Source organism: Phycisphaerae bacterium (assembly GCA_041652575.1).
Taxonomy (GTDB): Bacteria; Planctomycetota; Phycisphaerae; order Sedimentisphaerales; family UBA12454; genus UBA12454.
On the sequence record JBAZHC010000002.1, the window covers coordinates 223,043 to 248,521 of the forward strand.

General features: G+C 43.8%; 27 protein-coding genes and 1 CRISPR repeat array. Of the genes, 17 read left to right on the forward strand and 10 right to left on the reverse strand.

Features of this window, described 5'->3' with window-relative positions:
- The first annotated feature begins 1 nt into the window (after nucleotide 1).
- From cas8c to cas2, 5 genes are read left to right on the forward strand one after another with little or no spacing between them, the layout of a single operon-like run.
- Nucleotides 2-1,903, forward strand: coding sequence for a type I-C CRISPR-associated protein Cas8c/Csd1 (gene cas8c, locus WC496_02595; GenBank protein MFA5291902.1), 1,902 nt, complete (start codon nucleotides 2-4; stop codon nucleotides 1,901-1,903).
- The gene (gene cas7c, locus WC496_02600) at nucleotides 1,896-2,816 is read left to right on the forward strand and encodes a type I-C CRISPR-associated protein Cas7/Csd2 (protein ID MFA5291903.1); all 921 of its coding nucleotides are present in this window, start codon (nucleotides 1,896-1,898) and stop codon (nucleotides 2,814-2,816) included. The genes cas8c and cas7c overlap by 8 nt, the downstream gene beginning before the upstream one ends.
- Nucleotides 2,816-3,484 carry a CRISPR-associated protein Cas4 gene (gene cas4 / locus WC496_02605; protein ID MFA5291904.1) on the forward strand — a complete coding sequence of 223 codons (669 nt, stop codon included), beginning with the start codon at nucleotides 2,816-2,818 and terminating at the stop codon, nucleotides 3,482-3,484. Before cas7c ends, cas4 begins: the two co-directional genes overlap by 1 nt.
- Nucleotides 3,481-4,512: a type I-C CRISPR-associated endonuclease Cas1c gene (gene cas1c, locus WC496_02610; GenBank protein MFA5291905.1), complete on the forward strand. Its 1,032-nt coding sequence runs from the start codon at nucleotides 3,481-3,483 to the stop codon at nucleotides 4,510-4,512. Before cas4 ends, cas1c begins: the two co-directional genes overlap by 4 nt.
- Nucleotides 4,513-4,527: 15 nt before the next feature.
- Entirely contained in the window at nucleotides 4,528-4,818 is a 291-nt protein-coding gene (gene cas2, locus WC496_02615) for a CRISPR-associated endonuclease Cas2 (protein MFA5291906.1), read from the forward strand.
- A 185-nt stretch (nucleotides 4,819-5,003) separates the two neighbouring features.
- Nucleotides 5,004-7,353: a CRISPR direct-repeat array (repeat unit 32 nt; unit sequence GTCGCTCCCTTCACGGGAGCGTGGATTGAAAC).
- Nucleotides 7,354-7,373: 20 nt separating this feature from the next.
- Here cas2 and WC496_02620 read toward each other — a convergent pair.
- A complete protein-coding gene (locus WC496_02620; protein ID MFA5291907.1) occupies nucleotides 7,374-8,834 on the reverse strand; it encodes a site-specific integrase in 1,461 nt (486 codons plus the stop codon).
- Between the two features lie 160 nt (nucleotides 8,835-8,994).
- Nucleotides 8,995-9,123 carry a hypothetical protein gene (locus WC496_02625; GenBank protein ID MFA5291908.1) on the reverse strand — a complete coding sequence of 43 codons (129 nt, stop codon included), beginning with the start codon at nucleotides 9,121-9,123 and terminating at the stop codon, nucleotides 8,995-8,997.
- A gap of 429 nt (nucleotides 9,124-9,552) precedes the next feature.
- Between WC496_02625 and WC496_02630 the strand changes: the two genes are divergently transcribed.
- The 8 genes from WC496_02630 to WC496_02665 all read left to right on the forward strand — a co-directional run bounded on the left by WC496_02630 (nucleotide 9,553) and on the right by WC496_02665 (nucleotide 15,393).
- Nucleotides 9,553-9,915, forward strand: coding sequence for a helix-turn-helix transcriptional regulator (locus tag WC496_02630; protein ID MFA5291909.1), 363 nt, complete (start codon nucleotides 9,553-9,555; stop codon nucleotides 9,913-9,915).
- Between the two features lie 20 nt (nucleotides 9,916-9,935).
- On the forward strand, nucleotides 9,936-10,622 hold the full coding sequence (locus WC496_02635; protein MFA5291910.1) for an ImmA/IrrE family metallo-endopeptidase: 687 nt from the start codon (nucleotides 9,936-9,938) through the stop codon (nucleotides 10,620-10,622).
- 66 nt (nucleotides 10,623-10,688) lie between these two features.
- Nucleotides 10,689-11,885, forward strand: a complete 1,197-nt coding sequence (locus WC496_02640) for a hypothetical protein (GenBank protein MFA5291911.1) — start codon at nucleotides 10,689-10,691, stop codon at nucleotides 11,883-11,885.
- On the forward strand, nucleotides 11,851-12,813 hold the full coding sequence (locus tag WC496_02645; GenBank protein MFA5291912.1) for a hypothetical protein: 963 nt from the start codon (nucleotides 11,851-11,853) through the stop codon (nucleotides 12,811-12,813). The genes WC496_02640 and WC496_02645 overlap by 35 nt, the downstream gene beginning before the upstream one ends.
- Before the next feature lie 205 nt (nucleotides 12,814-13,018).
- Nucleotides 13,019-13,603 (forward strand): hypothetical protein, encoded by a 585-nt coding sequence (locus WC496_02650; GenBank protein ID MFA5291913.1) that lies wholly within the window; start codon nucleotides 13,019-13,021, stop codon nucleotides 13,601-13,603.
- A gap of 194 nt (nucleotides 13,604-13,797) precedes the next feature.
- Nucleotides 13,798-14,598: an ATP-binding protein gene (locus WC496_02655; protein MFA5291914.1), complete on the forward strand. Its 801-nt coding sequence runs from the start codon at nucleotides 13,798-13,800 to the stop codon at nucleotides 14,596-14,598.
- On the forward strand, nucleotides 14,591-15,040 hold the full coding sequence (locus WC496_02660) for a DUF669 domain-containing protein (GenBank protein ID MFA5291915.1): 450 nt from the start codon (nucleotides 14,591-14,593) through the stop codon (nucleotides 15,038-15,040). The genes WC496_02655 and WC496_02660 overlap by 8 nt, the downstream gene beginning before the upstream one ends.
- Before the next feature lie 8 nt (nucleotides 15,041-15,048).
- Nucleotides 15,049-15,393 (forward strand): RusA family crossover junction endodeoxyribonuclease, encoded by a 345-nt coding sequence (locus tag WC496_02665; protein ID MFA5291916.1) that lies wholly within the window; start codon nucleotides 15,049-15,051, stop codon nucleotides 15,391-15,393.
- Between the two features lie 38 nt (nucleotides 15,394-15,431).
- Here WC496_02665 and WC496_02670 read toward each other — a convergent pair whose 3' ends face one another.
- On the reverse strand, nucleotides 15,432-15,854 hold the full coding sequence (locus WC496_02670) for a PIN domain-containing protein (GenBank protein MFA5291917.1): 423 nt from the start codon (nucleotides 15,852-15,854) through the stop codon (nucleotides 15,432-15,434).
- A complete protein-coding gene (locus WC496_02675; protein MFA5291918.1) occupies nucleotides 15,851-16,102 on the reverse strand; it encodes a DUF6364 family protein in 252 nt (83 codons plus the stop codon). Before WC496_02675 ends, WC496_02670 begins: the two co-directional genes overlap by 4 nt.
- A 66-nt stretch (nucleotides 16,103-16,168) precedes the next feature.
- Here WC496_02675 and WC496_02680 point away from each other — a divergent pair, with 66 nt between their 5' ends.
- The 4 genes from WC496_02680 (at nucleotide 16,169) to WC496_02695 (ending at nucleotide 22,591) form a co-directional block, all read left to right on the forward strand.
- Nucleotides 16,169-17,845, forward strand: a complete 1,677-nt coding sequence (locus tag WC496_02680) for a DEAD/DEAH box helicase family protein (protein MFA5291919.1) — start codon at nucleotides 16,169-16,171, stop codon at nucleotides 17,843-17,845.
- A gap of 8 nt (nucleotides 17,846-17,853) precedes the next feature.
- Nucleotides 17,854-20,154 carry a bifunctional DNA primase/polymerase gene (locus WC496_02685; GenBank protein ID MFA5291920.1) on the forward strand — a complete coding sequence of 767 codons (2,301 nt, stop codon included), beginning with the start codon at nucleotides 17,854-17,856 and terminating at the stop codon, nucleotides 20,152-20,154.
- A gap of 341 nt (nucleotides 20,155-20,495) precedes the next feature.
- Nucleotides 20,496-21,134 carry a hypothetical protein gene (locus WC496_02690; GenBank protein MFA5291921.1) on the forward strand — a complete coding sequence of 213 codons (639 nt, stop codon included), beginning with the start codon at nucleotides 20,496-20,498 and terminating at the stop codon, nucleotides 21,132-21,134.
- A 263-nt stretch (nucleotides 21,135-21,397) separates the two neighbouring features.
- Entirely contained in the window at nucleotides 21,398-22,591 is a 1,194-nt protein-coding gene (locus WC496_02695) for a DNA modification methylase (protein ID MFA5291922.1), read from the forward strand.
- A gap of 11 nt (nucleotides 22,592-22,602) precedes the next feature.
- Here the strand turns inward: WC496_02695 and WC496_02700 are convergent, their stop codons facing one another.
- The 6 genes from WC496_02700 to WC496_02725 form a co-directional block, all read right to left on the reverse strand.
- The gene (locus tag WC496_02700; GenBank protein ID MFA5291923.1) at nucleotides 22,603-23,874 is read right to left on the reverse strand and encodes a Fic family protein; all 1,272 of its coding nucleotides are present in this window, start codon (nucleotides 23,872-23,874) and stop codon (nucleotides 22,603-22,605) included.
- A 182-nt stretch (nucleotides 23,875-24,056) separates the two neighbouring features.
- The gene (locus WC496_02705; protein ID MFA5291924.1) at nucleotides 24,057-24,542 is read right to left on the reverse strand and encodes a winged helix-turn-helix domain-containing protein; all 486 of its coding nucleotides are present in this window, start codon (nucleotides 24,540-24,542) and stop codon (nucleotides 24,057-24,059) included.
- Between the two features lie 21 nt (nucleotides 24,543-24,563).
- Nucleotides 24,564-24,725 carry a hypothetical protein gene (locus WC496_02710; GenBank protein ID MFA5291925.1) on the reverse strand — a complete coding sequence of 54 codons (162 nt, stop codon included), beginning with the start codon at nucleotides 24,723-24,725 and terminating at the stop codon, nucleotides 24,564-24,566.
- A 54-nt stretch (nucleotides 24,726-24,779) separates the two neighbouring features.
- The gene (locus WC496_02715) at nucleotides 24,780-24,956 is read right to left on the reverse strand and encodes a hypothetical protein (GenBank protein MFA5291926.1); all 177 of its coding nucleotides are present in this window, start codon (nucleotides 24,954-24,956) and stop codon (nucleotides 24,780-24,782) included.
- Between the two features lie 15 nt (nucleotides 24,957-24,971).
- Complete coding sequence (locus WC496_02720; protein MFA5291927.1) at nucleotides 24,972-25,130, reverse strand: hypothetical protein; 159 nt, start codon at nucleotides 25,128-25,130, stop codon at nucleotides 24,972-24,974.
- Nucleotides 25,127-25,351, reverse strand: a complete 225-nt coding sequence (locus WC496_02725; GenBank protein MFA5291928.1) for a hypothetical protein — start codon at nucleotides 25,349-25,351, stop codon at nucleotides 25,127-25,129. The genes WC496_02720 and WC496_02725 overlap by 4 nt, the downstream gene beginning before the upstream one ends.
- Nucleotides 25,352-25,479 lie beyond the last annotated feature (128 nt).

Sequence of the window (25,479 nt, forward strand, 5' to 3'; positions counted from 1 at the left end):
AATGGGATTCTGGCAGCATCTAGCAGAAAGCTATGATCGAAACGCCGATGCGTTGAAGAAGACGTATCCGCTTTCAACTACATCCATATCCAATAATAGCAATGCTATCGTCGTCATTGTGATAAATAGCAATGGCAAGTTTGTCGATGTCTATCAAATAGATAAAAAATCAAAAACAACCAAGAAAAAGGCAGGCAATCCACTCGTTACTATCACGATTCCAGCATCGGAGGAAAGCCTGAAACGAACCAGTACTGCTATCCTGCCATACCCGGTTTTTGACCAATTTGGATATTTGAAAGGAGAGGGTAAGAAATATGATGCTTATGTTCGACAACTAAAAAGCTTTGCTGAATCCAAATTCAGCACTGAACATGTCAAAGCGATTTATCAATATGTTAGGGAAGGGACAATCGCTAAAAATTTGGCAAAAATGAAACCAAAGGATAACACTAACATCCTTTTTCAGGTTGAAATACCTGAACATCCACAAGCGAAGGTTTGGGAAGACGAGACTCTTTTCAATGCGTGGCACCAATACTATTTGTCCATCAAAAATGATACTCAATCTTTGGACTATATTACAGGCACTAATCAGCCAACAGCCACATTCCATCCGAAAAAGATTTCCAATGCTTCAGCAAATGCAAAGCTTATCTCCGGTAACGATAAAACGAATTACACGTTTCGCGGCAAATTCACCGAACCCTTTGAGGCCGTTTCAATTGGCTATGAAACCACACAAAAAGCGCATCAGTTTTTACGGTATCTCATCAATGATCGGAAAATTTACTGTGGCGAACAAATCATTGTATCTTTTACGATTGGTTCAATGAAAAAAGTGTTGCCGCCTCCCATAGAAGAAAAGAGTATTTGGAGTATATTACAGAAATCTATCCCACAAACAGAGAACGATATGCAGATTCGTCTTCACGCTGAAACAGGCTTTGACTATGCGGATGCTCTTAGGAAATCACTAGCCGGTTACGGTTACGGCAAGGCAATGGAACAACATTCAAAAACGGCAGTGTTTGCATTAGATGCAGTTAGTGATAAATCAGGACGATTGTCCATTACATTTTATCGCGAACTGGATAGAAGCGAATATCTCGAAAAAATAGCTGACTGGCATGACCGGTGTAAATGGCATCAAAAATTTTGGGACAAGGAAAACGAAAAGTATATCACTTATACCGGCGCTCCGTCCGTTGACAAAATCATTGAAGCCGTTCACGGCAAAGCCCGGGGCAGGAAGGACGAGAGCTATACAAAAATAAAGAAAGCAGCTCGGGAACGGTTGCTTCGCTGTATTTTCGATGGTGCCTTCCTGCCAATGGATTACGTGGTGTCGGCAGTTCGACGGGCTTCCAATCCTTTGGGAATTACAAAAAATAGGAAATTCGACCGTAATAGTTTCGAACAGGTTGTATCAACAACATGCGCGTTGGTACGCATATATTATCAACAAATTGAGAAAAAGGACTACAAAATGAGTATTGAAAAAGACAGAAAAGATCGCGATTACCTTTACGGCAGGTTACTTGGCGCTGCGGACAAACTGGAGGAATATGCCCTCTACAAAAAGGACAAAGAAAAAGAACGTCCTACTTCAGCGATTCGGTATATGCAAGCCTTTGCCCAGCGACCATTCAGGACGTGGCAAACGATACATGGTTGTCTTAATCCATATATCCAGAAAGTGAAAGGAGGATTTGAATTTCAAGAAATTCAAGCGATAAATGAACAGTTCGTATCTGGCGATTACGAAAAAGACTTACCGCTAAACGGTTCATATCTGATAGGGTATTATCACGAACGAGCGTATATAGACAGCCTTGTTGCGGCTGCTTGTAACAAAAAACAATCATCCAACATAAACGAAAAGGAGAATGACAATGACTAATAACAAAGCACTTACGAACAAAATTGATTTTGCAGTGATTATATCTGTAAACAGGGCAAACCCAAACGGTGATCCACTAAACGGAAACCGACCTCGCCAAACCTACGATGGTTATGGTGAAATATCCGACGTTTGTCTCAAACGTAAGATACGTAATCGCCTACAGGATATGGGGGAGTCAATCTTCGTTCAATCAGACGATAACAGGGTCGATGAACACCGTTCTCTTAATGCTCGCTTCAAAGATGCTCTAGAGAAATGGGAAAAAGAAGTAAAAGATAAAAAACGGGAATCAACAGATACAAGAAGCAATGCTCCAAAAGAGTGGTTTGACGTTCGGGCTTTTGGCCAGGTTTTTGCATTCAAGGAGAAAAAGGCAGGAAAAAAAGACAAGAAAACAAAAGAGATAGAAAACGATGCTGATGAGAGTACGGGAGAAAATTCGGATGCGGTATCCATTGGGATACGAGGCCCAGTAACCATTCAGAGCGCATTCAGTGTTGATCCCATTACGCCGGAAAGTCTGCAAATCATCAAGAGCGTTAATCTCGAAACCGAACAGAATCCAGATAAAAAAGCATCTGATACGATGGGAATGAAGCACCGTGTCGATAAGGGAATTTACGTAACGTACGGTGCCATCAACACTCAATTGGCCAAGAAACCAATTTTTTCGGATTCTGATGCAGAAAAACTAAAAAAGGCCCTACAAACCTTGTTTGTGAATGACGCCTCTTCCGCCCGCCCGGAAGGAAGCATGGAAGTGGTGAAGGTAATCTGGTGGAAGCATAACAGCCCCTGCGGTCAGTATGCTTCTGTAAAAGTACACAGAAGTCTGAAAGTGAGCAAAGATGGAAATATTGACTTTGACAATCTGGATGGTTTGTCCCCAGAAGTTATTGATGGCTTTTGATGTTTTTCGAAGATCAGTTAATTTCTATCTCTGCATTGCAGCATTGGCTGTTTTGCCACCGGCAGTGTGGGCTTATTCATCTTGAACAAATCTGGATAGAAAATCAGTTGACTGCTGAAGGAAGGGTTCTTCACGAAAAGGTGCATCAGGCTAATGCCGAGTTTGCAGGCGATGCGCGAATTGTTCGCGGGCTTCGATTGGTTTCATTTCAGCTGGGCTTGGTAGGGCAGGCTGATGTAGTTGAATTTCATAAAAGCGATAAGGGAATTGTGCTGCCGGGAAGTGATAATCTCTGGCAGCCTTTTCCGGTCGAGTATAAACGCGGCAAGCCGAAGAAAAATAATAGCGACTGCGTACAGCTTTGTGCGCAGGCGATGTGTCTTGAAGAAATGCTCAATACAGAAATTACCTTTGGTGCATTTTATTATCAACGGCCGAGGCGAAGGACGGAAGTGGAATTTACGACGCAGCTGCACGGGCTGGTGGAAGATATTTCGCAAAGTGTGCATGAGATGATTGATGGTGGGATTACGCCGAGGGGTGATTATGAACAGAAATGTAAGAATTGTTCCTTGGCGGGTGTTTGTATGCCGAAAACAACAGGGGTAGATAAAAAAATTGACTATTATTTATCGAAAGCAGGAAATGATGAGGGATTGATTGAATGAAACGCTTGCTTAATACTTTGTTTGTTACCACTCAAGGGGCATATCTTTCAAAAAATGGCGATACAGTTGAAGTCTTTGCTGAGCATCAAAGCCTTTTGCGCGTTCCGATTCATACGCTGGGCGGGATTGTGTGCTTCGGGAATGTTACGGCGAGTCCGTTTTTGATGGGGCTGTGCGGGGATAATAATGTTACGGTTTCATTTCTGACGGAGAATGGCAAATTTCTTGCCAGGGTTCATGGACGCGTAAATGGTAATATACTTTTGCGTAAAGAGCAGTTTCGCAGGTCGGATTGTTTGAAATCCAGCGCTCGAATTGCATCTGCTGTTGTTACCGCTAAAATTGCTAACAGCCGAGTTGTTTTGCAGCGTGTTTTGCGAGATAAACCCGACCATGATTTTCATGCAGATGTTAATATTGCCGTCGGTCATCTGGGCGGAAGCATTGAACAGGCAAGTAAATGTATGGACCTTGATGAGATTCGCGGGATCGAAGGACAGGCTGCGGATATTTATTTCAGTTGTTTCGACCATTTGATAACAACTAACAAAAATGATTTTAGTTTTTGCAGCAGGAATCGTCGGCCGCCTTTGGATAATGTAAATGCTTTGCTTTCATTTATTTATACATTACTTGTTCACGATTGCCAAAGCGCATTGGAAGCGGTGGGGCTTGACCCGGCAGCAGGATTTTTACATCGTGATCGACCCGGCAGGCCAAGCCTAGCCCTTGACCTTATGGAAGAATTCAGAGGATATTTAGCAGATAGACTTGTGCTTTCCTTGATAAATCGTCAGCAGGTTCAGGCAAAGGGATTTACAAAGACGGAATCCGGAGCAGTTATGATGGATGATGAAACTCGAAAGACGGTTCTTGTTGCCTGGCAGCAACGAAAACGAGATGAGATCACGCACCCATTTCTTCAGGAAAAAATAGATATTGGATTATTACCTCATGTACAGGCAATGTTAATGGCTCGATTTCTTAGAGGCGAACTTGAAGGCTATCCGCCATTTTTATGGCGATGATGGAGATTTACTAATATGATGGTGCTTATAACCTATGATGTTAATACCGAAACGGCTATTTCAAGGAAACGGCTTAGACACGTAGCAAAAACTTGTAAAAATCGAGGCCAACGTGTTCAAAACTCTGTATTTGAATGTCTCGTTGATCCAGCACAATGGGTCGAGCTAAGAACAAAACTGGTTGATATTATTGACCCTGAGACCGACAGTTTGCGTTTTTATTTTCTCGGCAGTAACTGGAAACGACGCATAGAGCATGTTGGGGCCAAGCAGGCATATGATCCTCAAGGGGAGTTAATAGTCTAAAAATTGATTCGCGAACCTAAAGTGATGTCACTTTTTGTAGATGGTTCGCGATTTTTATAACTGCTCCTTTACAAGTTAATTATGAACTATCCACTTAATTTAAAGTTCGATTTTGATTGCAAAAACAACAGGTTGGCGGATATTGCTTTTTAAGTTCTTTAATTATATAATGTTAAAATACTAACGTCGCTCCCTTCACGGGAGCGTGGATTGAAACAATCAATGGTACGGAAATAATTAAATGGCCCAGAGTCGCTCCCTTCACGGGAGCGTGGATTGAAACTCGTCTTTGTACCGAATAACATACAAATCAAGATTGTCGCTCCCTTCACGGGAGCGTGGATTGAAACTGTTTTACCGCGGCAGCCCCGGCAGGTTTAGTTGGGTCGCTCCCTTCACGGGAGCGTGGATTGAAACCGCTTATGCAAGAAAATCGCAACCGAGGCACAAAGTCGCTCCCTTCACGGGAGCGTGGATTGAAACCGGTAATTATATTATCGTGTATATAAATATCACCGTCGCTCCCTTCACGGGAGCGTGGATTGAAACCAACTCCGCCCGACGTGCACGACAAGCCTGTACGTCGCTCCCTTCACGGGAGCGTGGATTGAAACTCGGCATATTTGCAAACTTACCATCATCACCGCTGTCGCTCCCTTCACGGGAGCGTGGATTGAAACTCGATAGTCCTGTATAAACCATTTGTAACCCATGTCGCTCCCTTCACGGGAGCGTGGATTGAAACAAGACCGGCAGACTTGACCTCGGACGTTAATAGTGTCGCTCCCTTCACGGGAGCGTGGATTGAAACCCGAATCAATACCTTTTAGATTGCCAGAAAAAGGGTCGCTCCCTTCACGGGAGCGTGGATTGAAACCGGTAGCGGAATCGATTTTTGTTTGTTGTCCTCGGTCGCTCCCTTCACGGGAGCGTGGATTGAAACTGGTTATGCCATTTTCTTAATAACGTAGAAGAAGGTCGCTCCCTTCACGGGAGCGTGGATTGAAACAAGTTCTACGCCTACAAATATCACCACTCCGTGGAAGTCGCTCCCTTCACGGGAGCGTGGATTGAAACCTTAATAACGTAGAAGAAGCACCGAGCAGTCCTGGTCGCTCCCTTCACGGGAGCGTGGATTGAAACACGATAATATAATTACCGGCACAGCGGGGTCGTTATGTCGCTCCCTTCACGGGAGCGTGGATTGAAACAGGTTGGCGAAGAAGTAACGGGTTCGAGCGGGTGTCGCTCCCTTCACGGGAGCGTGGATTGAAACGGGCTATTCTGCCATAAGATGTTATAACACTATGTCGCTCCCTTCACGGGAGCGTGGATTGAAACAAGTTCTACACCTACAAATATCGCCACTCCGTGGGGTCGCTCCCTTCACGGGAGCGTGGATTGAAACAATAGAGGCATAATCTTTCTCCTTTAAAAAAAGTGTCGCTCCCTTCACGGGAGCGTGGATTGAAACAAGTGCTACGCCTACAAATATCGCCACTCCGTGGGTCGCTCCCTTCACGGGAGCGTGGATTGAAACTTTATAAACATTCTTGAAATCTGTCGCCAAGTACGTCGCTCCCTTCACGGGAGCGTGGATTGAAACCGTTTATAATCGCTAAATGACTGCCGGTTCCTGTGTCGCTCCCTTCACGGGAGCGTGGATTGAAACATTAATCAATTATAACGGCACTCCTAAAATTGCTACGTCGCTCCCTTCACGGGAGCGTGGATTGAAACCCGATGTCCTTGTAATCATCGCCGAGGGTCTTAGGTCGCTCCCTTCACGGGAGCGTGGATTGAAACAATATGAAGCCTGCGACAAAGATTCAACTGCGACGTCGCTCCCTTCACGGGAGCGTGGATTGAAACGTTCTGGTTGTGTCTATCGCGGTTGTCATAGAATCGTCGCTCCCTTCACGGGAGCGTGGATTGAAACTCCGATTTACTTTAAAGCCGCCCACCCTTCGAGCGTCGCTCCCTTCACGGGAGCGTGGATTGAAACCTTTGCCCTCAAGAGCCATAAATACGGCTCTTAGGTCGCTCCCTTCACGGGAGCGTGGATTGAAACTTTGGCCAGCGAAGCAAGGAACGCGGCGTCGCCCGAGTCGCTCCCTTCACGGGAGCGTGGATTGAAACTTTTGTCAGCATCCAAAACATTACCAATCACCATGTCGCTCCCTTCACGGGAGCGTGGATTGAAACAATCAATAATAATATTTTTAATAACACGCTTTATGTCGCTCCCTTCACGGGAGCGTGGATTGAAACTTCGATTAACCGTTTGTGCAGATTAAAACCAATGTCGCTCCCTTCACGGGAGCGTGGATTGAAACAAGCGCCGACCCGACAAACATAGCTACTCCGTGGGTCGCTCCCTTCACGGGAGCGTGGATTGAAACTCCGAATCAGATTACACTAACAACTAACGCGACTGTCGCTCCCTTCACGGGAGCGTGGATTGAAACGTCACCACGGCCATTTTGGCAGGCGTAACAGATATGTCGCTCCCTTCACGGGAGCGTGGATTGAAACAGTTCCGGGTAGATGTTTGCTTACGCTATCTTGGCACTGTTTGATTGAGAAACTGTAAACTTTGGCAGGGAGTTGATAGCACCTGCAACATCAAGAAGGGTCGGGTCGGTGTAAATATTCATCGTTAAATCAATTGATGAATGTCTCATTGCGGCATGGGCAACACGGGGGGCTACGCCTGCTTTGCTCAGATGTGTGCCAAATGTGTGACGCAGGGCGTGAATATCAAGCGTTCTGCCGCGATCATCACACTTTGATATACCTGCAGCAATAAGATCACGATTGAATATTTTAATAAAGTTTTTGGGCACATAAAATAGTGGTACATCGAGTGGCAGTTTCAGAAGTTTATTTGGCTTCAACTTTTTTCCTAAAAACGATCTTATCTCGTTCGCAAGATCTGGTCGCAATGGTATTTGTGCTCCTCGTCCGGCTTTTTCATCTTTAGCTTTTAATTCAAGATATGGCTGCTTACCATCCAGCCACACCTGACCTATGGTGATACTTGCAAGCTCTCCTTTGCGAAGGCCTGTCAGTGCAAGAACTTTATAAATAAGTGACCGCTCATATCCTTGCCATTGAAACTTGGACATTAATTCTGGATTATCCTTTAAAACTTCTTTGCCTCTTTCTGCCAGTTCTTGCAGCTTATCAAAAACAAGCGGCTCTTTGCACCAGGACTTGCGACCTTTTATTTCTTCAGCAGGCAGCGGCGAGGATTTGCGACCATATTCAGCAATAGGGCGAAGCCGGGCAGCGGTAAAGAGCCTGTTTAATTCTTCTTCAGTTAATGCTCTCCTTGTCCTGCGTTTATCTGCGTGCTCATCGGCAGCACAAAGCCTTGATAATGGATTGGCAGCCATCCTATCGGTTTCCATGCACCAATTGCAAAATGCGATAATGGCGGCACGATAAGTATTTCTGGTTCGCGCTCCCATGCCGTCTTTTTCTGAGCGGTTCATCCATTTTTCCAGGCAGTCTCGGGTAATATCAATTAGCCTTTTAAATTTACAATCAGTTATAAGCTTTTCCAATTGCCCCTGCACATTTTTCCTATGTGCAACCGATACGCGTTTGCCCCTGATAGTCTTTGCCTGTAGATGCTCAAAATAAGCATTGATATGTTCATTTAATCCTAATTTTGCATGATCGGCGGTTCTACACTGCTGTGTAGAAATAATGCCGGCTTTGATATGCTCTACTCTTTTCACCAATTCAGCCAAAACATGCCTCGCCGCCTGTTCATCCCGGCAGCCGGTGGATTCATACACCATTTGGCCGTCAGCATCCCGGTATTGTGCTAAATAAACGGGGCTGTAACGAATGATTTTTGTTTGCCCTTTATTCCCGGTTGTAATATGGTCAAAATGTTTCTTGCCCTTGCCATCTATCCACATAGCCATTTTCTTGGCATTTCTTTCGACAATTGTGGCGTTTTTGGGCAAATGCTGCGTATAAGTTTTACGATATATAGTTGCCATAAGTCTATCCTTTCAAGGTGTGACACATGAGCACTAATATTTGGAACACATCAAGTCATTTCTTCAAGAATTCAACTTTTTTTATTTACGGCAGTTGGGACAACCTTCTATAAACCAGCGGTCTATATCCGCTTTTATCCACCGCAATAATGCACCCAATTTAATGGGGCGGGGAATTCTGCGTGTATCCACCAACCGCCTCACATGCCGTGTTGAGCATTTGTGCAATGGAATCAATATCAATGAGATCAGGAATAGTTTCTATCTTTTCTATTGACCCTTTTTCCATTGTGCCTCCGGCATCGCAAAAAAAATAACGTTTAAAAAAAATCAGGGCAAGAACAAATGTTCCATGCGTGAATTTTGGCCTAAAAAACGGGATAAAAAATATATCCCTCTATAGGTTATTTATTAACACGAGTGGCTAATTTGTTGCATTAAATTTGAATTGATTAGGTTTAAAATGGGCTTTTCAAAGATGGAAAGGTGAGATGGTCCGATCACCAGAATGCCACCTTTGCCTATTTTTTTTCACATTGAACGGGCAGAGAATTCAGTAGAATAAACTTTTTACAAAATAATTTTTATTTTAAATCATTGCAAATCAATTAGTTAAGCAAATCGCATCTTTTTCGGCATTTTTTTCTATTGCAAATAAAATAAAAACTGTTTAGTATTACTCAACAGATAAGGATTTATTGTTTGTTTAAGGTATCAGATGCCAGGAAAACGCGAATTCGGTAACAAAATTCGAAAACTTCGGGATGCTAAGAAGGCTATAGACCCAAAGTTTTCGCTCCGCCAATTTGCGCTAGCTGTTGGAATCAGTGCAACTTATTTAAGCAGAATAGAAAACGGTGATTTCGATCCTCCTGCACCTGAAACAATAAAAAAAATAGCTGCTTTACTCGGAACTGATGCGGATGAATTACTGGCTTTGGCAGGTAAAACCGACCCTGCCCTCCAGAAAATAATTATGGAAAAGCCGAAGATGATGGCTGATTTTTTGCGTAAGGCCAGTGGGATTTCGGAAAAAGATTTAAAAAAAATAATCAAAGATCTTCCTGACAAAAAGGATTGACACCATGAATAAGGACACGGATGGAAGTAAAATATATACACGACTTTAAAATAGAAACTGCCGCATTTAAATTGCTGGGTGAATATAGCCAGAAATTTGGTGAGGTTACAAAGCCACCTATTCCGGTAGAAGAGATCGTTGATTCTCACCTTAAACTGGATTATGGTTTTGATGATTTACCATCATCGCTCGAAATCCCAGATGTACTTGGCGCAACATGGGTTCAATTAAAAAAAATCCGTATCGATCAATCGCTAGACCCAACAGTATATCCTGCTAAAATTGGGCGGTATCGGTTTACTGTTGCACACGAACTTGGACATTGGCAACTGCATAAAAGCCAAATTTTAGAAAATAGCAATAGTTTATTTGAGACGGAGCAAAAGCCTGCAATTGTATGTCGTAAGATTTCAGCAAAAAAGCCCATTGAAAAACAGGCGGATATATTTGCCGGATTTTTATTGATGCCAAAACAGATGGTGCAAAATAAATGGAAAGAAATAGTGGGAAGTCTTGAGCCTTACGTTGCGGTGGATGAAATTTCCGATCTTAGCGCACGTTGGGGTTTGGCTGAAGATAATCAGCCCACAGTACAAATAGCCAAACAGTTAGCAAAAATATTTAATGTTTCCGGCCAGGCTATGCAAATACGACTTATTAATTTGGGTCTTATTCTTACAAAACAGCCTGAGAGGGGATTATTTTAGAATTTTTTTAAATATTATCGTTTAGTGTTTAGTATACAGTATAATTTTATTTGAAAGGTAAATTTTATGGCAACCAGTTTTAGACTTAGAAATTTTTCGAACCCCGCAATTCTTAAAGCGATTTCTCGTCCGTTGATGATGCAATTTCTGCAACGGCATGCTGAATTTTTCGCTGGCAGGCATTTTAACATCAATGCCTGTGAGGAATTAGATTACGACCATCTGGCAAGTGTACTGATGTCGCCCAATGAAGACACCCCAGAAGAATTATTAGACGCATTATTCTTCATTGATGAAATGTCACTGCCAGGGTATTACGATGAGTTGATGGTTAAAATGTCAAAAGCAGATATTGTCATGGAAACATTGCCTGAGCCAACAGTTGGAGACCTGGCGGTAGCCATTTGGCTTGCATCCCCAAGCCTATTGGAATCGATTCATGCAGAGCAGTTTATGGTGCGTGCAAAAAAATTCGATTCCTTCTTAACTACATGCTCGAGCATTCCGTCATTTGCGTTACCAGGTGCTGCAACGATTCAGAATCTGGAGAGTGATCTTAATCATTGGTTCGAAACGAAGAAACGGGGCCGCGGTACAAAAGTATTTGTGTTTATACGTGATGGGATAGCATGGTTTTTGGTACGCCATGGAGAGCCGTACAAACGTGAAGGGACACTTAAAAATGACGAACCATCCAGTATCTTTTATCGCCCTGAAAAATTTGATGTCCTCCTGTACAACCCCGAAATTGGAGAGTTTTCAATTCATACTTCCACTAAGGGAGAAAAAAAGGCATATTGCAAATTTTTTGGTAAACACATATTTGGCAATGAATCCATGTTTGACATTGAAAATAGCGGTGATAAATACTCACTTGACCCACTTCGTGTTGACGGTTCCGATTCGCTTCTGTGTACCGATGTAGATGGAATTGATGAAATCAAAATCTGTGAATTACAGTTTCGACATGATGCGAATATATATCATATCGAAATACACAAAGCTGATGATGTTTTTGAAGCACTCGAATCTCAATCCCGCTGTATTCCGGCAGCGGCAAGTTTGGTTAAGGCCAGTTTCAAAATTACTTTCGCTAATTCTGTTCGCCCCAGAACTGTAAGCATCCGACCGCCTAATGTTGCAATATTCGACCGCGAGTCAGACAGTCTCCTTGTGAACACATGGCTGGAAAAGCGAGGTTTCATTACTATAAATAAGGAGACCATTGATGGCGAAACTAACGTCGTTTTGGCAGTTGCTTGAAAATCGTAATGATAGAACTGCGGTGTTAGCAGAATGGAAACAGCGGGTTAGTGATAGTTTCGTGGTCGTCAACCCGCTCCTTACACCCACAGGTGGATACGCATCGGCATATCCGCACCCAAGGTCATACGGACTGAAACTTCGTATTATAAAGCATAGAAATGGTGACATGGTTGCAATCTGTCCTGAAGACAGCGATATTCGTATTCCCCTGACAAAAACCGACATTGCACTGTACCGTATCAATATAGAAAAGCTGCGAAAGACATTGGCTGATGCGCTCTCGTTATCTCCAGCACAAAATCCTGTACAAAGTGCGTCTGACCATATATTGCTGGGCAAATACAAGCCCAAGCCAGCGGCAGAATTTTCGGTGTACATGATAGTCGCCAAGCCCCAGTCTTTTATTTCTATTATTAAAGATCTCTGCCAGATGCCCAGACCGTTCATCTTGCTTACCACCAGCATGAAAGACTGTTCAGAGGAAGCACGTATCTTGATCGACAAAAAAGCATCAATTATAGTGCAACTTGATGATGTAATTGAATATTCCAATGCCCGGATACAATGTACCGAACAGTGGAATCAGTGTTTATTAGTTTTTGCACAAATGGTAAATCCTACCGGCCGCAGTAATTTTGCAAATAAGCCAAGTAGGAAAGGGCAAAAAACAGCTGCAAATATTATTAAATTAAAACAATGGCTAATAGACCATATTCGCAGCCAGTATGATCGAATCAATGACCAAATCGATAATGGCTGTGATCTGAAAAAGGCTCCCATTCTGGAAAAACAGGAGCTTGGTAAAATGGTAGGTATCCGTCCGGATGAGGTAACCAGAGCTTTTGATGCAGAACCTGAATTGCCAATATTACTTAATATCACTTATTCCAACGATGAGATTTTAAGGTACGGCAAGCGTTTGTAATCCTTAGATTTGATAAATTTTGATCCATTTGCATTTGCATTAGTTTTCTGCAAATGCAAATGGATTTTTTATTGCGCTAATTTATTTAAAAATCAGAACTTATATCACTTCATAAAAATTTTTTCTCCATTTTCTGCAAATGCGATGGAGGTTGTGCGGATCAGCGTTGATTCGCCATTTTTAACAACCTCCATTGGAGATTTTTATGAAAACTTTAGAAAACAGTAACTTAACTATCGCAGATTTATTTCTAAGACATCCAGCAATCACGGACTCACGGCAGGAAATCGAGACGTTTATCGACAAACAAATCGATATCCGCATTTCCAAGCTCAAGAAAGTTATGGAAATAAAAAACCTCTCACCTGGTGATGTACGCCAGGAGTTCGTGTTGGCTATTATCGAGGCTATGCCAAACTTTAATGCCGGTGTAAGTACATGGCAAACCTATGTATCAAAAGTATGTAACAATCGCTACTGCAATTTCAGACGTGAATATCGGATTAAGCTCAAGTGCATCGGCAATATGGTTTCGCTGGATACGATAGAAAATGATGAATCAGGTATTGTGCCAACATACGAGGTTGATTTTGAAACAGAACATGATGTAAGTATTGTACTTGAAAAAATGCCCGAACATCTGCGTGAAATAGCGGAGCTGCTCAAGAGCAATTCTCCGGCTAAAACAGCATCGTTGCTGGGTATTTCTCGTGCTACTATTAGCCGTAGCGTAAAACAAATCCGGGCATTTTTCCTCGCATCTGGATTCAAAAAAATTGCATGTTTATGAAACAAATCGGCTGCTCGTGTTAATAAATAACCTATAGAGGGACACATTTTTTTATTGAGTCTGGCATCAAAAAACAGGCATGCGGACTTTCAGGCAGGAAAGGAATTTTACCGGTTCAATTCCGGTACCTGCCTTTGGCTGGCCAGCCGAATGGAATGAGAAATGTTAATAAAAAAACTAATTAAGGAAGACAAATGAACATACTTGAACAGGTACACACAGGAAAACGTCCGATGCCGCCAAGATTGATGCTTTATGGTGTTGAGGGCGTTGGCAAAAGTACGTTTGGTGCAAATGCACCGAATCCAATTTTTATTCCAACCGAAGATGGTCTGAGTGAAATTGATTGTGCATCATTTCCACTAGCTAAAAAATACACCGACATCGAGGCGTATTTGTCAGCATTGGCAATCGAAAAACATGATTATCAAACAGTTGTTATTGATAGTTGCGATTGGCTCGAGCAGCTTATTTGGGAAGAATTGTGCCGTCTATCAGGCGCAAGCTCAATTGAACGAGTCGATGGTGGTTTTGCAAAAGGATATATCGCGGCTCTGGGTTTCTGGCGACAGATTGTCGATGCTTTAGATTCACTGCGAACCGAGCGGCATATGGCAGTGATACTTATTGCACATGCAAAAGTTGAGCGTTTCGAAGATCCGGAATCGAATGCCTACGACCGTTATACACCGCGTCTGCATAAACATGCTGCTGCATTGCTTACCGAATGGAGTGATGCGGTATTGTTTGCAACCCGCAGGTTTAGAACTCAAAGTGAAGATGCTGGTTTTGGAAGAGAAAGAACCATAGCAGTCGGTATTGGCGAATCTGGTGGTGAGCGATTAATTCGCACTGTTGGCGGTCCATCATGTATTGCCAAGAACAGATACAACCTTCCGTATGAAATTCCTCTATCGTGGGATGCGTTCGTAAACGCGCTCAATAACAATTCAAATCAAGAAACTACTAATCTGGAGAATGTAAACAATGGCTAATCTTAACTTTAATGCAAATAACGTCGAAGCTGCAACCGATTTTGATCCAATACCAGCGGGGAAATATTCTGCTGTGATTGTAGACAGTGAAATGAAAGCGGCCAAAAACGGAAATGGCAGCTATCTCGAATTGAAATTTCAGATTATCGAAGGCGAGTACAAGAATCGCCTGCTCTGGGCCAGGCTAAGCCTTGAAAACCAGAATGATACGACGGTGAAAATAGCCAAAAGTCAATTGGCTGCCATTTGCCAAGCTATCGGAGTGATGGTGCCCAAGGATAGTGCAGAGTTGCACAATATGCCAATGATCATCAATGTCAAAGTTAAAAAACGCAGTGACAACGGTGAGTTGGCTAACGAAATCAAAGGTTACAGCAAAAGAGAAACATCTGTTTCGCAAAATGCTCCATCACAAAAAGGAATTGCTCCCTGGAAACGCTGACGATAGAGCTGCCATATCCGCCAAGTATTAATCATTATTTCAAGCGGCGGGGGAACAGGACGTTCATTGGCCCTGAAGGACTTTTATTTCGCGGAAAAGTTTGCAGGGCACTTATGGCAGCAAGAGTTCGACCGATGGCGGGTATGCTCGCGATGAAGGTCAGGGCATACCCGCCGGATAGACGCAAGCGTGATATCGACAATATTCAAAAACCGCTGCTGGATGCATTGGAGAAGGGCAGAGCCTTTTTTAACGATTGCCAGATAAAGCATCTGACAACTGTTATGAAAGAACCTTTCAAGGGCGGAAAAACAATAGTAACGATTAAAACATTAAAAGTGAAAGAAACATGAAAAAAGTGCAAGTAACAATACAGAGAATTATCCCTTTGCTAATGAATCGATTCATCGAATGTGGCAAGGAATTGTTCTGGGGTTTGAACGACAATACTTTTCAACGGGAAATGTTTGATATTTCGTGTCAGCAGGTAGTTACACTTGGCATGCAGTGCACTGTAGTACTGAATCGCATCCTCAAAATCCTTCACGTTTGCATCTATGGCTTGATTGACTATCTGAGCGGTACAGTCAACCGTTGTAAAGCTGTTGCGCAAAGTAGTCAATACCTTCTGAGCAGTCTTGATGCCGGAGAGTTTATTGACGATGTAGTATATATTGTTGAAACTAATAGCGGAAATATAACCCTGCACATGCGAGGACTCCGCAGCTGTCCACAATTTAGCCGAGGCATCAAAGTGCTGCGGACGATTCAGGAGAACATCCAGCAGAATATTGGTGTCAAAAAATATCTTCATTTTTTAAGTCCATATTTTTCTATCAGGGCTTCGGTGAGCACATCACGTTGGGATTTACCGCGAGGCAGTTTTATTATGCCTGCCATTTTGCGTGTAAGTGGTCCAAGCTCAACAGCGGTTTTATCGCCGGCAGCCAGACTGTGGATAAATTGGCTGAACATTTCCGACACACTGACATTGTTTACTTGTGCCAATTTTTTGGCCAAGGACACCGTTTCGCTATCGGCATTAAGGGTAAGTTTTGGCATATAAAGTTCCTTACGTAATATCTTTTCTAAATTATACGTATATTTTTGGTGGATGTCAAAATAAAAATGATACAACTTCGGGCTTATCAAAAACAAGCAATTAACGCTTGTTACGATTACATGCGAAAAAGCACAGGTAACGGCTGTATTGTGCTGCCGACGGGCTCGGGAAAATCGATAATCCTGGCACAAATTTGTCATGATGCTGTTTCCATTTGGGATGGGCGAGTGCTTGTTCTTGCACATGTTCAGGAACTTATCGAGCAGAATGCCGGGGAAATTAAACACTTTCTCGGTGATAATTTTGTAGGAATTTATTCTGTCGGATTAAAGCAGAAAGATATGCATCAGCCTGTGATAGCAGCATCGATTCAATCTATTTATCGAAAAGCTTTTGATTTTGAACCATTCGATCTTGTCATTATTGATGAAAGCCATCTTATACCTGCTAGTGGCGATGGGATGTATTTATCGTTTTTGCGGGATGCAAAAATAGTTAATCCTAATATTCGACTTATCGGAACGACTGCGACGCCATATCGCACTGGAACTGGCATGATCTGCGGACCGGATAATATACTAAACGAAGTCTGCTACGAAGTAGGTATTAAAGAATTAATCCGTGATGGTTTTTTATGTCCACTTCGCAGCAAAGCCTCAAAAACTCGCATTGATACAAGCGGTCTACACATTCGCGGTGGTGAATTTATCGCCAACGAGCTTGAAGATTTGATGGATACCGATACGAGGGTAAAGGCTGCATGTTCTGAAATATTAGAATACACACAGGATAGAAAAGCGGTTCTTATCTTTGCTGCAGGTGTGGAACATGGCAAGCACATTCAGCGGATATTTCAGGAAGATCATAACATCGAATGTGGTTTCGTCAGTGGCGATAGTCCCGATGGCTGGCGGAGGAAGATGATTGATGATTTCCGAAGCGGAAAACTCAAATATCTCTGCAATGTAAATGTTTTAACTACAGGTTTTGATGCACCTAATATCGATTGTATAGCAATGTTGCGCCCGACGATGTCGCCGGGACTTTTCTATCAGTCCGTAGGAAGGGGTTTTAGATTACATGAAAGTAAAAAAGATTGTCTCGTATTGGATTTTGGTGGAAATATTCTTCGTCATGGTCCCGTCGATTGCCTTCGGGTCACAGATGCAGTTGTCAAAGGAAATGGAGATGCTCCGGCAAAGGAATGCCCAGAATGCTCTGAAATTATTCACGCTGCCTATGCAAGATGCCCTGTATGTGGATACGAATTTCCGCCGCCGGAGAAAACAAAACATGAAACCACTGCCAGCACCGAAGGGATACTATCCGACCAGGCAAGTGTTAATGAATATCCGGTCGAGGAAGTTCTCTACAACGTTCACGCCAAGAAAGGTGCTAAAGCCGAATCACCTCGAACCATGCGAGTGCAATATAAAATAGGTTTCGCTTCCTATATTTCCGAATGGATATGTTTTGAACATACAGGATTTGCTCGCCAAAAAGCTGAGAATTGGTGGAAGCAGAGGTCAGATGGTGTAGTGCCGGATGATTCTGATATGGCAGTATATTTTGCTACCAATGGCAGGTTACGAGAGCCTGTAAAAATAACTGTAAAAAGTATTCCAGGCCAGAAATTCGACGCGATAGTTGGCTATCAATTCGAATATCCACAAGCCGACAATTGGCAATTCGACCAACCAGAGCCTCAGTATGTCCCTGCCAACGATGGAATCCCCTTTTAGGGAAAACTATGCCAAATATTAGAGATATATCTTTGACTTATTTGCAGGCTGGTCTTTCAGTTCTGCCGGCAAATGTGCAACTTAAATTTGCAGCATTATCTCAATGGAAGCAATATCAGCAGCGGCTTCCATATGATACTGAACTGCAATCCTGGTTCAGTAATGGCCACAGTGGCGTATGCATCGTGGCAGGTAAAGTTTCCGGCAATCTTGAAATGATTGATTTCGATCTGGAGGGACAGGCATATCCGCAATGGTACGATATAGTGGAAAAGGAATCACCCGGTCTGGTCGACAGGCTTGTAATTGAAAAATCACAATCCGGAGGCCGTCATGTAATCTATAGGTGCCAATCAGAAGTGTGCGGAAATACAAAGCTTGCTCAGCAGAAAGTTATCCTGCCAACAGAAGATGAAGTTAAAATCTGCGGTAAAAAATACAAACCCCGCAAGGATAAAGATGGCAATTGGTTTGTAATTCTGACGCTTATTGAAACTCGCGGCGAAGGTGGTTTATTTTTATGTGCGCCAACTCCTGGCTATGAACTGATTCAAAATGATTTCACTAACATACCTGTAATATCTGCGGAAGACAGGGACATATTACTTGAAGCGGCATTGAGTCTGAATGAATATGTGCCGGAACCAGTCCAACCAACCCAACCAATATCAGCACCATCGCCAGCAGGAAATCTCCGGCCCGGTGACGATTATAACGCCAACGGCGATTTAAGGGATGTTTTATTACAGCATGGATGGCAGTGTTATCAGGGCGGTGAAAACGAGCATTGGTGCCGGCCGGGCAAGACAAGCGGGACCTCTGCAACACTTAAAAATAGAGTATTTTACGTATTCAGTACCAATGCACATCCATTTGAAAGTGAAAAGGCATACTCACCATTCAGCGTTTATACGCTTTTAGAACATAATGGTGATTATAGTAAGGCAGCACAGGCATTGGCAGCAAAAGGTTATGGTGAAAAGAATATCGAGCTACCAACTGATGTAGATATCTCCGCACTGGTCAAATCGCTTGAAAAACAAGACAAGCAAATTCAGCGGTTTACTGATCCGGGTCCAATACCAGTTGAGCTTATGCGTGTTCCTGGTTTTATATCGCGAGTAATTGATTTTTGTATGCAGATTTCAGCGTATCCAAACCAGCCCATGGCTTTTTGCGGGGGTTTGGCAGGGCAATCATATCTATGTGGCCGCAAGGTTCGCGAGAAGGGTGATCTTCGTCCCAATATTTATATCCTGGCTCTTGCAGGTGCATCGACCGGTAAAGATCATCCAAGAAAAATCAATGCTCATATTCTTAACCAGATAGGTGAGATGAATGCCTTAGGTGATAAATTTGCCTCAGGTGAGGGCCTCCAGGATGCGATGTTTCAGACACCATGCATGCTCTTTCAAAATGATGAAGTTGATGGCATGCTTTTATCATTGAATAAGAGTCGCGATGGGCATTTAGAGAGCATCATGGGAACGCTGCTGACAATGTACACATCCAGTAATTCCATATATCCAATGCGCAGAAAGGCAGGAAAACAGCAGGCAGGATTTATCAACCAGCCGCATCTTACATTTTTTGGGACGGCAACACCCAAATATTATTACAGTGCACTAAGCGAGAGAATGATGACCAATGGTTTCATCGCAAGAATGATAACTATTGATGTCGGTAAACGTTCAGAAGGCAAAGATGCAGGTCTTATAGATTCGATGCCAAAGGAAATCCTTGAGGTAGCTAAATGGTGGAAGGATTTTAATCCAGGCAAACCAAATAATCTTGTTGATGTAAACCCGGTACCGGCAGTTGTTGATTATTCTAAAGAAGCTAAACGTATTCTCGATGATTTTCGTGTATTTGCAGACAGCGAGTATGCAAAAGCAGAAGAAAATAATGATGAGGTCTCCAAAACAGTATGGGGCAGGGCAAATGAAAACGCTCGCAAACTGGCATTAATTTACAGCTGCAGTGAAAATCACCTGTCACCCTTAATCAGTGCAGCTGCTGCAAAATGGTCTGTTGCACTTATGGCACATCAGCTGCGAAGGATGCTCTATCTTGCCGACTGTTATGTTGCTGAAAATGACTTCCACGCTTTGTGTCTCAAGGTCAAACAAAAACTTCGCCAAGCGGATCAGAGAATGCTTCTGCATAGTGTACTTATGAAGAGAATGAAAATCGATAAAACCAGTTTCCGCAATATTATAGAAACTCTTAAGGAGCAAGGAGATATCGAAGCGATAACCATTTCTACAAAAACCAATAAGGGAACAGGCTATCGCCTGTTGGAGGAATAAAAATGTGTCCCCGAATCATGATGAATGTTTCACCCAAGGGTGAAAGATTTAAGAGTTTAGAGTGTTTGCCAGTCATTTTAGTAACAAAAAATCTGAAAAGAATAAATTGTCCCAAACAGAGGGGTGAAGCATTTGGGGAAGGATTCAAAAGTCATAAGTATATGATAATAATATATATACATATATATATATTAATCTTTCACCTATTCACCCCACACACGCACACGCGCGACGCGATGCGCGCACGCGTATAGGCGGGGTGGAACGGGAAGGATTCAAATCAAACATCACTGGCGATGTTGCCGGTAAATAAATAAACACTTTTTTTAAGGAGTACGGAAATGAAATCTTTAAAACAATTTAGTAAATGGGATGTGGTGATTGCTTTAATTATCATTGTCACTGGTCTAGCATTAGCACTTGGTGGCTGTCAGATGCCAAACATCCAACCCGAGCAGCTTCAGAGTTTGGCTGTCCAAACAGAAGAGTTAAGCGGCAAGATCGATTTATTCCAGGAGCAGACAAAGGCAACTCTGGATTCATTGAAGCAAAATGGCACCCTAGATTCTAATGCTATTGCCAAAGTCGAAAAGCTCCAAAGCAGTATCGACTCAGTGCAAACTAAAACAGCGGCAATTGCAAGTGCTGTTAAAAATGCGCAGTATACCAATCCTGATGATGGTTTGACAACAGTGCTTGAAGGAGTACGTGCAGCAAATGCAGCAAGCACACCTTTTAATCCTTATGCACCTCTGATTGATGTTGGTCTCGGCATCGCAGCGGCAGTTGCAGCAAGCATAGCAAAGAAGAATGCAACGCAAGCGGCCCAGGCACAGGCAAAGTACGATGCACATAAGCAGGGCGTTGAGCTGACTATGAAGCAGGTATCGCAATCAACTGTTCCGGAAGTTAAGGCAATTGAAACACAGTTGTATCAAAACATTGGTGAAGCTCGCAAGACAATCGTTCCAGTCTCGTAGGTTTGCACACATCGCTTACGTTTGCGCAGGTTGCGATGTTTAAAAAAAATTGAACACTTACGCAAAGAATAAAAAACGAAGCAACCTGTCGCAACGTGAAGCGAACGCGATATAAGTCTTGGGTCCTCCGGGACTTAAAACAAGACAAACCCAGGGGGGAACAGTAGGCGTTTGGCATTGATTCGGTCGCCAACTACATTTTTTTAAAAAGTATGCAAAAATATTGTTTTTGAGCTGAAAACGAAGTTTTTAAGGAGCATATTATGAAAATAGAACTACGAAATATTAACGAAATCCACCCATATGAAAACAATCCCCGGATCAATGACAAGGCGGTTGACGCTGTGGCGGGGAGTTTGAAGGAGTTTGGATTTCGCCAGCCGATTGTGGTTGATAGGGACAGCGTCATTATCGTTGGTCATACCCGCTACAAAGCGGCCCAGAAACTCGGACTTGAAAAAGTTCCCGTTCATGTGGCCAAAGATTTAAACGATGTGCAGATAAAAGCGTATCGTCTCGCTGACAATCAGCTTCACGAACTATCCGATTGGAACTATGAACTTCTGCCTATCGAGCTAAAAGACCTCCAGGGCATGGATTTTGACTTGGGACTTTTAGGTTTCGACAAAGATGAGCTTGCCAAATTGCTCGGCAACGAAGTGACCGAGGGTTTGACCGACCCGGATGATGTACCCGAGCCACCGGCCGAACCAATAACACAGCCCGGCGACATTTGGATACTTGGTGACCACCGGCTGATGTGCGGCGACTCGACGATGAAAGAAGACGTCGAGCGGCTTATGAATGGCCAGCTTGCCGATATGGTTTTCACTGATCCCCCATATAATATTTCGTATGTCGGAGGTACTGAGGATAAGATGACAATCAAGAACGATTCTATGAGCGCTGAGGATTATGAAAAGTTCATGGATGCATTCTTTGCTATGTACCTCCAGAGCATAAAGCCTGCAGCATCGATGTATGTATGCCACGCATCTGCTTGGCAGCTTGAGACTGAATTGTCAATTCGGCGAGCCAGTTTCAAAGTACGCAATCCAATCATCTGGGCAAAGAACTGTGGGGCATTTGGTTTTGCCCGTTATAAGTTCCAGCACGAGCCCATATTTTACTGTCACATTGAGGGCCAATCAGATGCATGGTACGGTGATTTGACGCAGACAACCGTTTGGAACGAAAAGAAACCATCTGCCAACCGGCTGCATCCCACTATGAAACCCGTGGAGATAGTTCAGCGTGCATTGGTCAACAGTTCGAAGGCGGGGGATATGGTCCTCGATTTGTTCATGGGTTCGGGTACTACGATGATTGCCTGTGAGCAGACAGGACGGGTAAGCTACGGCATGGAGCTGGACCCGATTTATTGTGATGTAGTTGTAAAAAGATACGAGGAATTTACTGGCCAAAAGGCACAGCGATTTAAAGGACAGTTGCAATGATGCTCACTGACTCAATCCGTTTTGCGACTTGTGGCCAGTCGGCCAAGAGCATGGCCATACTTTTGGTTGGTTGCGCGCAGAATCTCTGTAAAACGCTTGTGATGAGGTGGTCGCACATTTTGAATAACCTCGGTGTCCTCAGCGAGCATTTTAAGATATGCCTGATAAGCGTAGATACGATCCCGCCGTTTACCAGTGATTTCATGGAGAACACCGGCTTGGCACAGGGCATCGATTGCTTTGGAGGCAGTCGGCTTTGTGGTCTTAAGCAACTTCATGGCCATCGACATGGTAACAATGGGATGTTCAACCAGCTGGTCCAGCAGTCGAATGGCACATACCGTTGCCGATGTATTATGGGTAACAGTCTGACGGTCCTTGCCCATCAGAGTAAATATACGGCGAGCAGTGTCAACCGCATTGTCAGCAGATTCCTGCACACACGACAGGAAAAACGCCGTCCATCCTTCCCAGTCGCCGGCAGTTCTGACTTCGCTAAGGCGACGATAATATTCTTGACGATGCCGCTTGAAGGCCAAACTCAGATACAGCAGTGGCGAGGTAAGCAAGCCCCAGTGTTCCAGCAGCAGTGTAATCAGGAGTCGACCAATACGACCATTGCCATCCAGGAATGGATGAATCGTCTCAAATTGCACGTGGACAAGTCCTGCGCGTACCAGTGGTGGCAGCGAATCTTTGTCGTGAATCCATCGTTCCATCGCCGCAAGCAACTCGGGCACTGCTTCAGGTGGCGGCGGGACAAAATGCGCAGTACCGGGACGGCTTGCACCTATCCAGTTTTGCGAACGGCGAATAGTACCGGGTTGTTTGTCGGCACCTCTGACACCTTGCATCAGATGTTCGTGAATCTTGCACAGCAGGCGAGTACACAAGGGGAGTCCTTTTGGACGGACCAACTCAGAGCGGGCAAATGCCAGGGCTTCGACGTAATTGCAGACTTCCTCTACTTCAGCAGGCATATCGGATTGGCGAGTAGCCTCATAGGTAAGGACATCCTGCAAGGTTGCCTGTGTGCCTTCGATTTGCGAGGAAATAACCGCCTCTTTTCGGACAAAACCATACAAGAACCATTCCTCGCTGGGAACTAGGGCACCTGCAACTTCCAGACGGGCCAGGGCTGCAACAGCGTTTGTATGCAATTTATCCAAGTTACCTTCGATACGCAGGGACGGTTTTTGGGGTGGCAAAGAAGATGGAATAAAGGCTCGGACTTTCTCTGCCTCGACCACGGTAGTCTTATATGTGCCTGTTATGCGTGCCATAGTTGGTATCATTTCCTTTCCCAATGGAATTCACTAGTAAAGACATCTTATCTATCATCGGCTGTTAGTCAAGGATTCTTTACTACTAATTTTTGTGATGAATTTACTGGCCAGAAGGCAAAACTGATCAACGAGAAAGCCCCAGTCGATGCCGGGGCTAGTGAGGTAAAGTAATGGTTGCATTATTTGGCCAATTCAAACTTGCCACGCTCGGTTTTGCGGAATCTGGATTCAGCTCCTTTTTTCTTAATTTCAGTTGTAATGGCGCTGTAGATAGTGGCCGCCGGCGTCTTGCCATCGGTTTTCCAGTATCCTTTTTCCAGCATTTGCTTGACCATCTCCTGACAATTAAGCGGCTGGGCGGCTTCCTGGAGAACCTTTACCGCCGCACTCAAGCCGCCTGTTTGCGTTGTGTTGCGTTCTTTATTGGTGGTTGCCTCATTGCTTGGCTTGGCAGGATTCTTTTTGCCACACGCCGCGGTGGCGGTTTCGGGATTATACAGACCACAGAGGCGGTCGGCGGATTTGATGAGGACCTCCTTATTGGTGTTGACGTTGACGCCAATCCAGTGTCCGTTTTCGTCCTCTCGCATGATGCGAATACCAATTGTATTCTTGCCAATCTTTGTGGCGTAGATGTTGCCGATTTTGATGTCTGTTTTCTTCATGGTACGCTTCCTTTCAAAAAATTAATCGTTTACGGGAATAGTTACAATGCGACCACCATGGTCGCACAGATATGCAAATTCAACTCTCGCCTCTTCAAGCCGACCAGCGGGATCTTCACTTACAACCATACGTTTGCCGTTGATAAGAATTGCCTCGCCGCCCTCGGCTGCTGCGTGGCTCATGGCTTGGTGTGCTGTCTCAAATTCAATTGCTTTGAACTTCATGGCTCGGTCTCCCTATCTGCTCTGGACAACCGTGATTTGAAATTCACTGCCATCACCGGTTCGGACAACAAGTCCGTTATTTCGGGTGAGCATCCCGGCTTCATCATATGTCATTACCGACCTAACATCGTCCTGTTCGGCCAGTGCTTGCTGTATCGTTTCAGCCATCATTTTTTCGTTAATAACCATGGTTCTGCCCCTTTCTTATTTAACTTCTTGGCAATAGGTCATTTTGACGACCATCTGTTTTGGTTGGTTTGGTTTTGGTTTGATAACGTTGATATCGTAGCGGCCATCTGTGTAAACGCCAACTACTCTGCCGCGAACTCCTTTGAATTTGCCTTTTGTGATTTCGATCTTCATTTGCTTGTCCTTTCGTTTTTCGTGTGGGTTAAATCTTCAAGTGATTCCTGGATTTGTTTTTCTGATATGCCGCTGTACAACGCCAGTGCCCTTATAAGCTCTCTTCGGGCATCAACCGGTGAGCCGGCATTTGATTCTTTTGCAAGTTCGCACTCAAACCATCCGAGCAGGTTGGCGATGTCGAATTTGGCTTTTCTATGTTCTTCGTTTGCGTTTGCCATTTTTTGTTCCTTTCAGAGCTTGTCCTCGCGAAGGCGGGGATTTATGCTCTATGTTGGTTACATACATCCATTTTGGCCAAAGCATAGCAAGTCAATTAGTCTATTATTTTTGAAAATATGTGAGATTT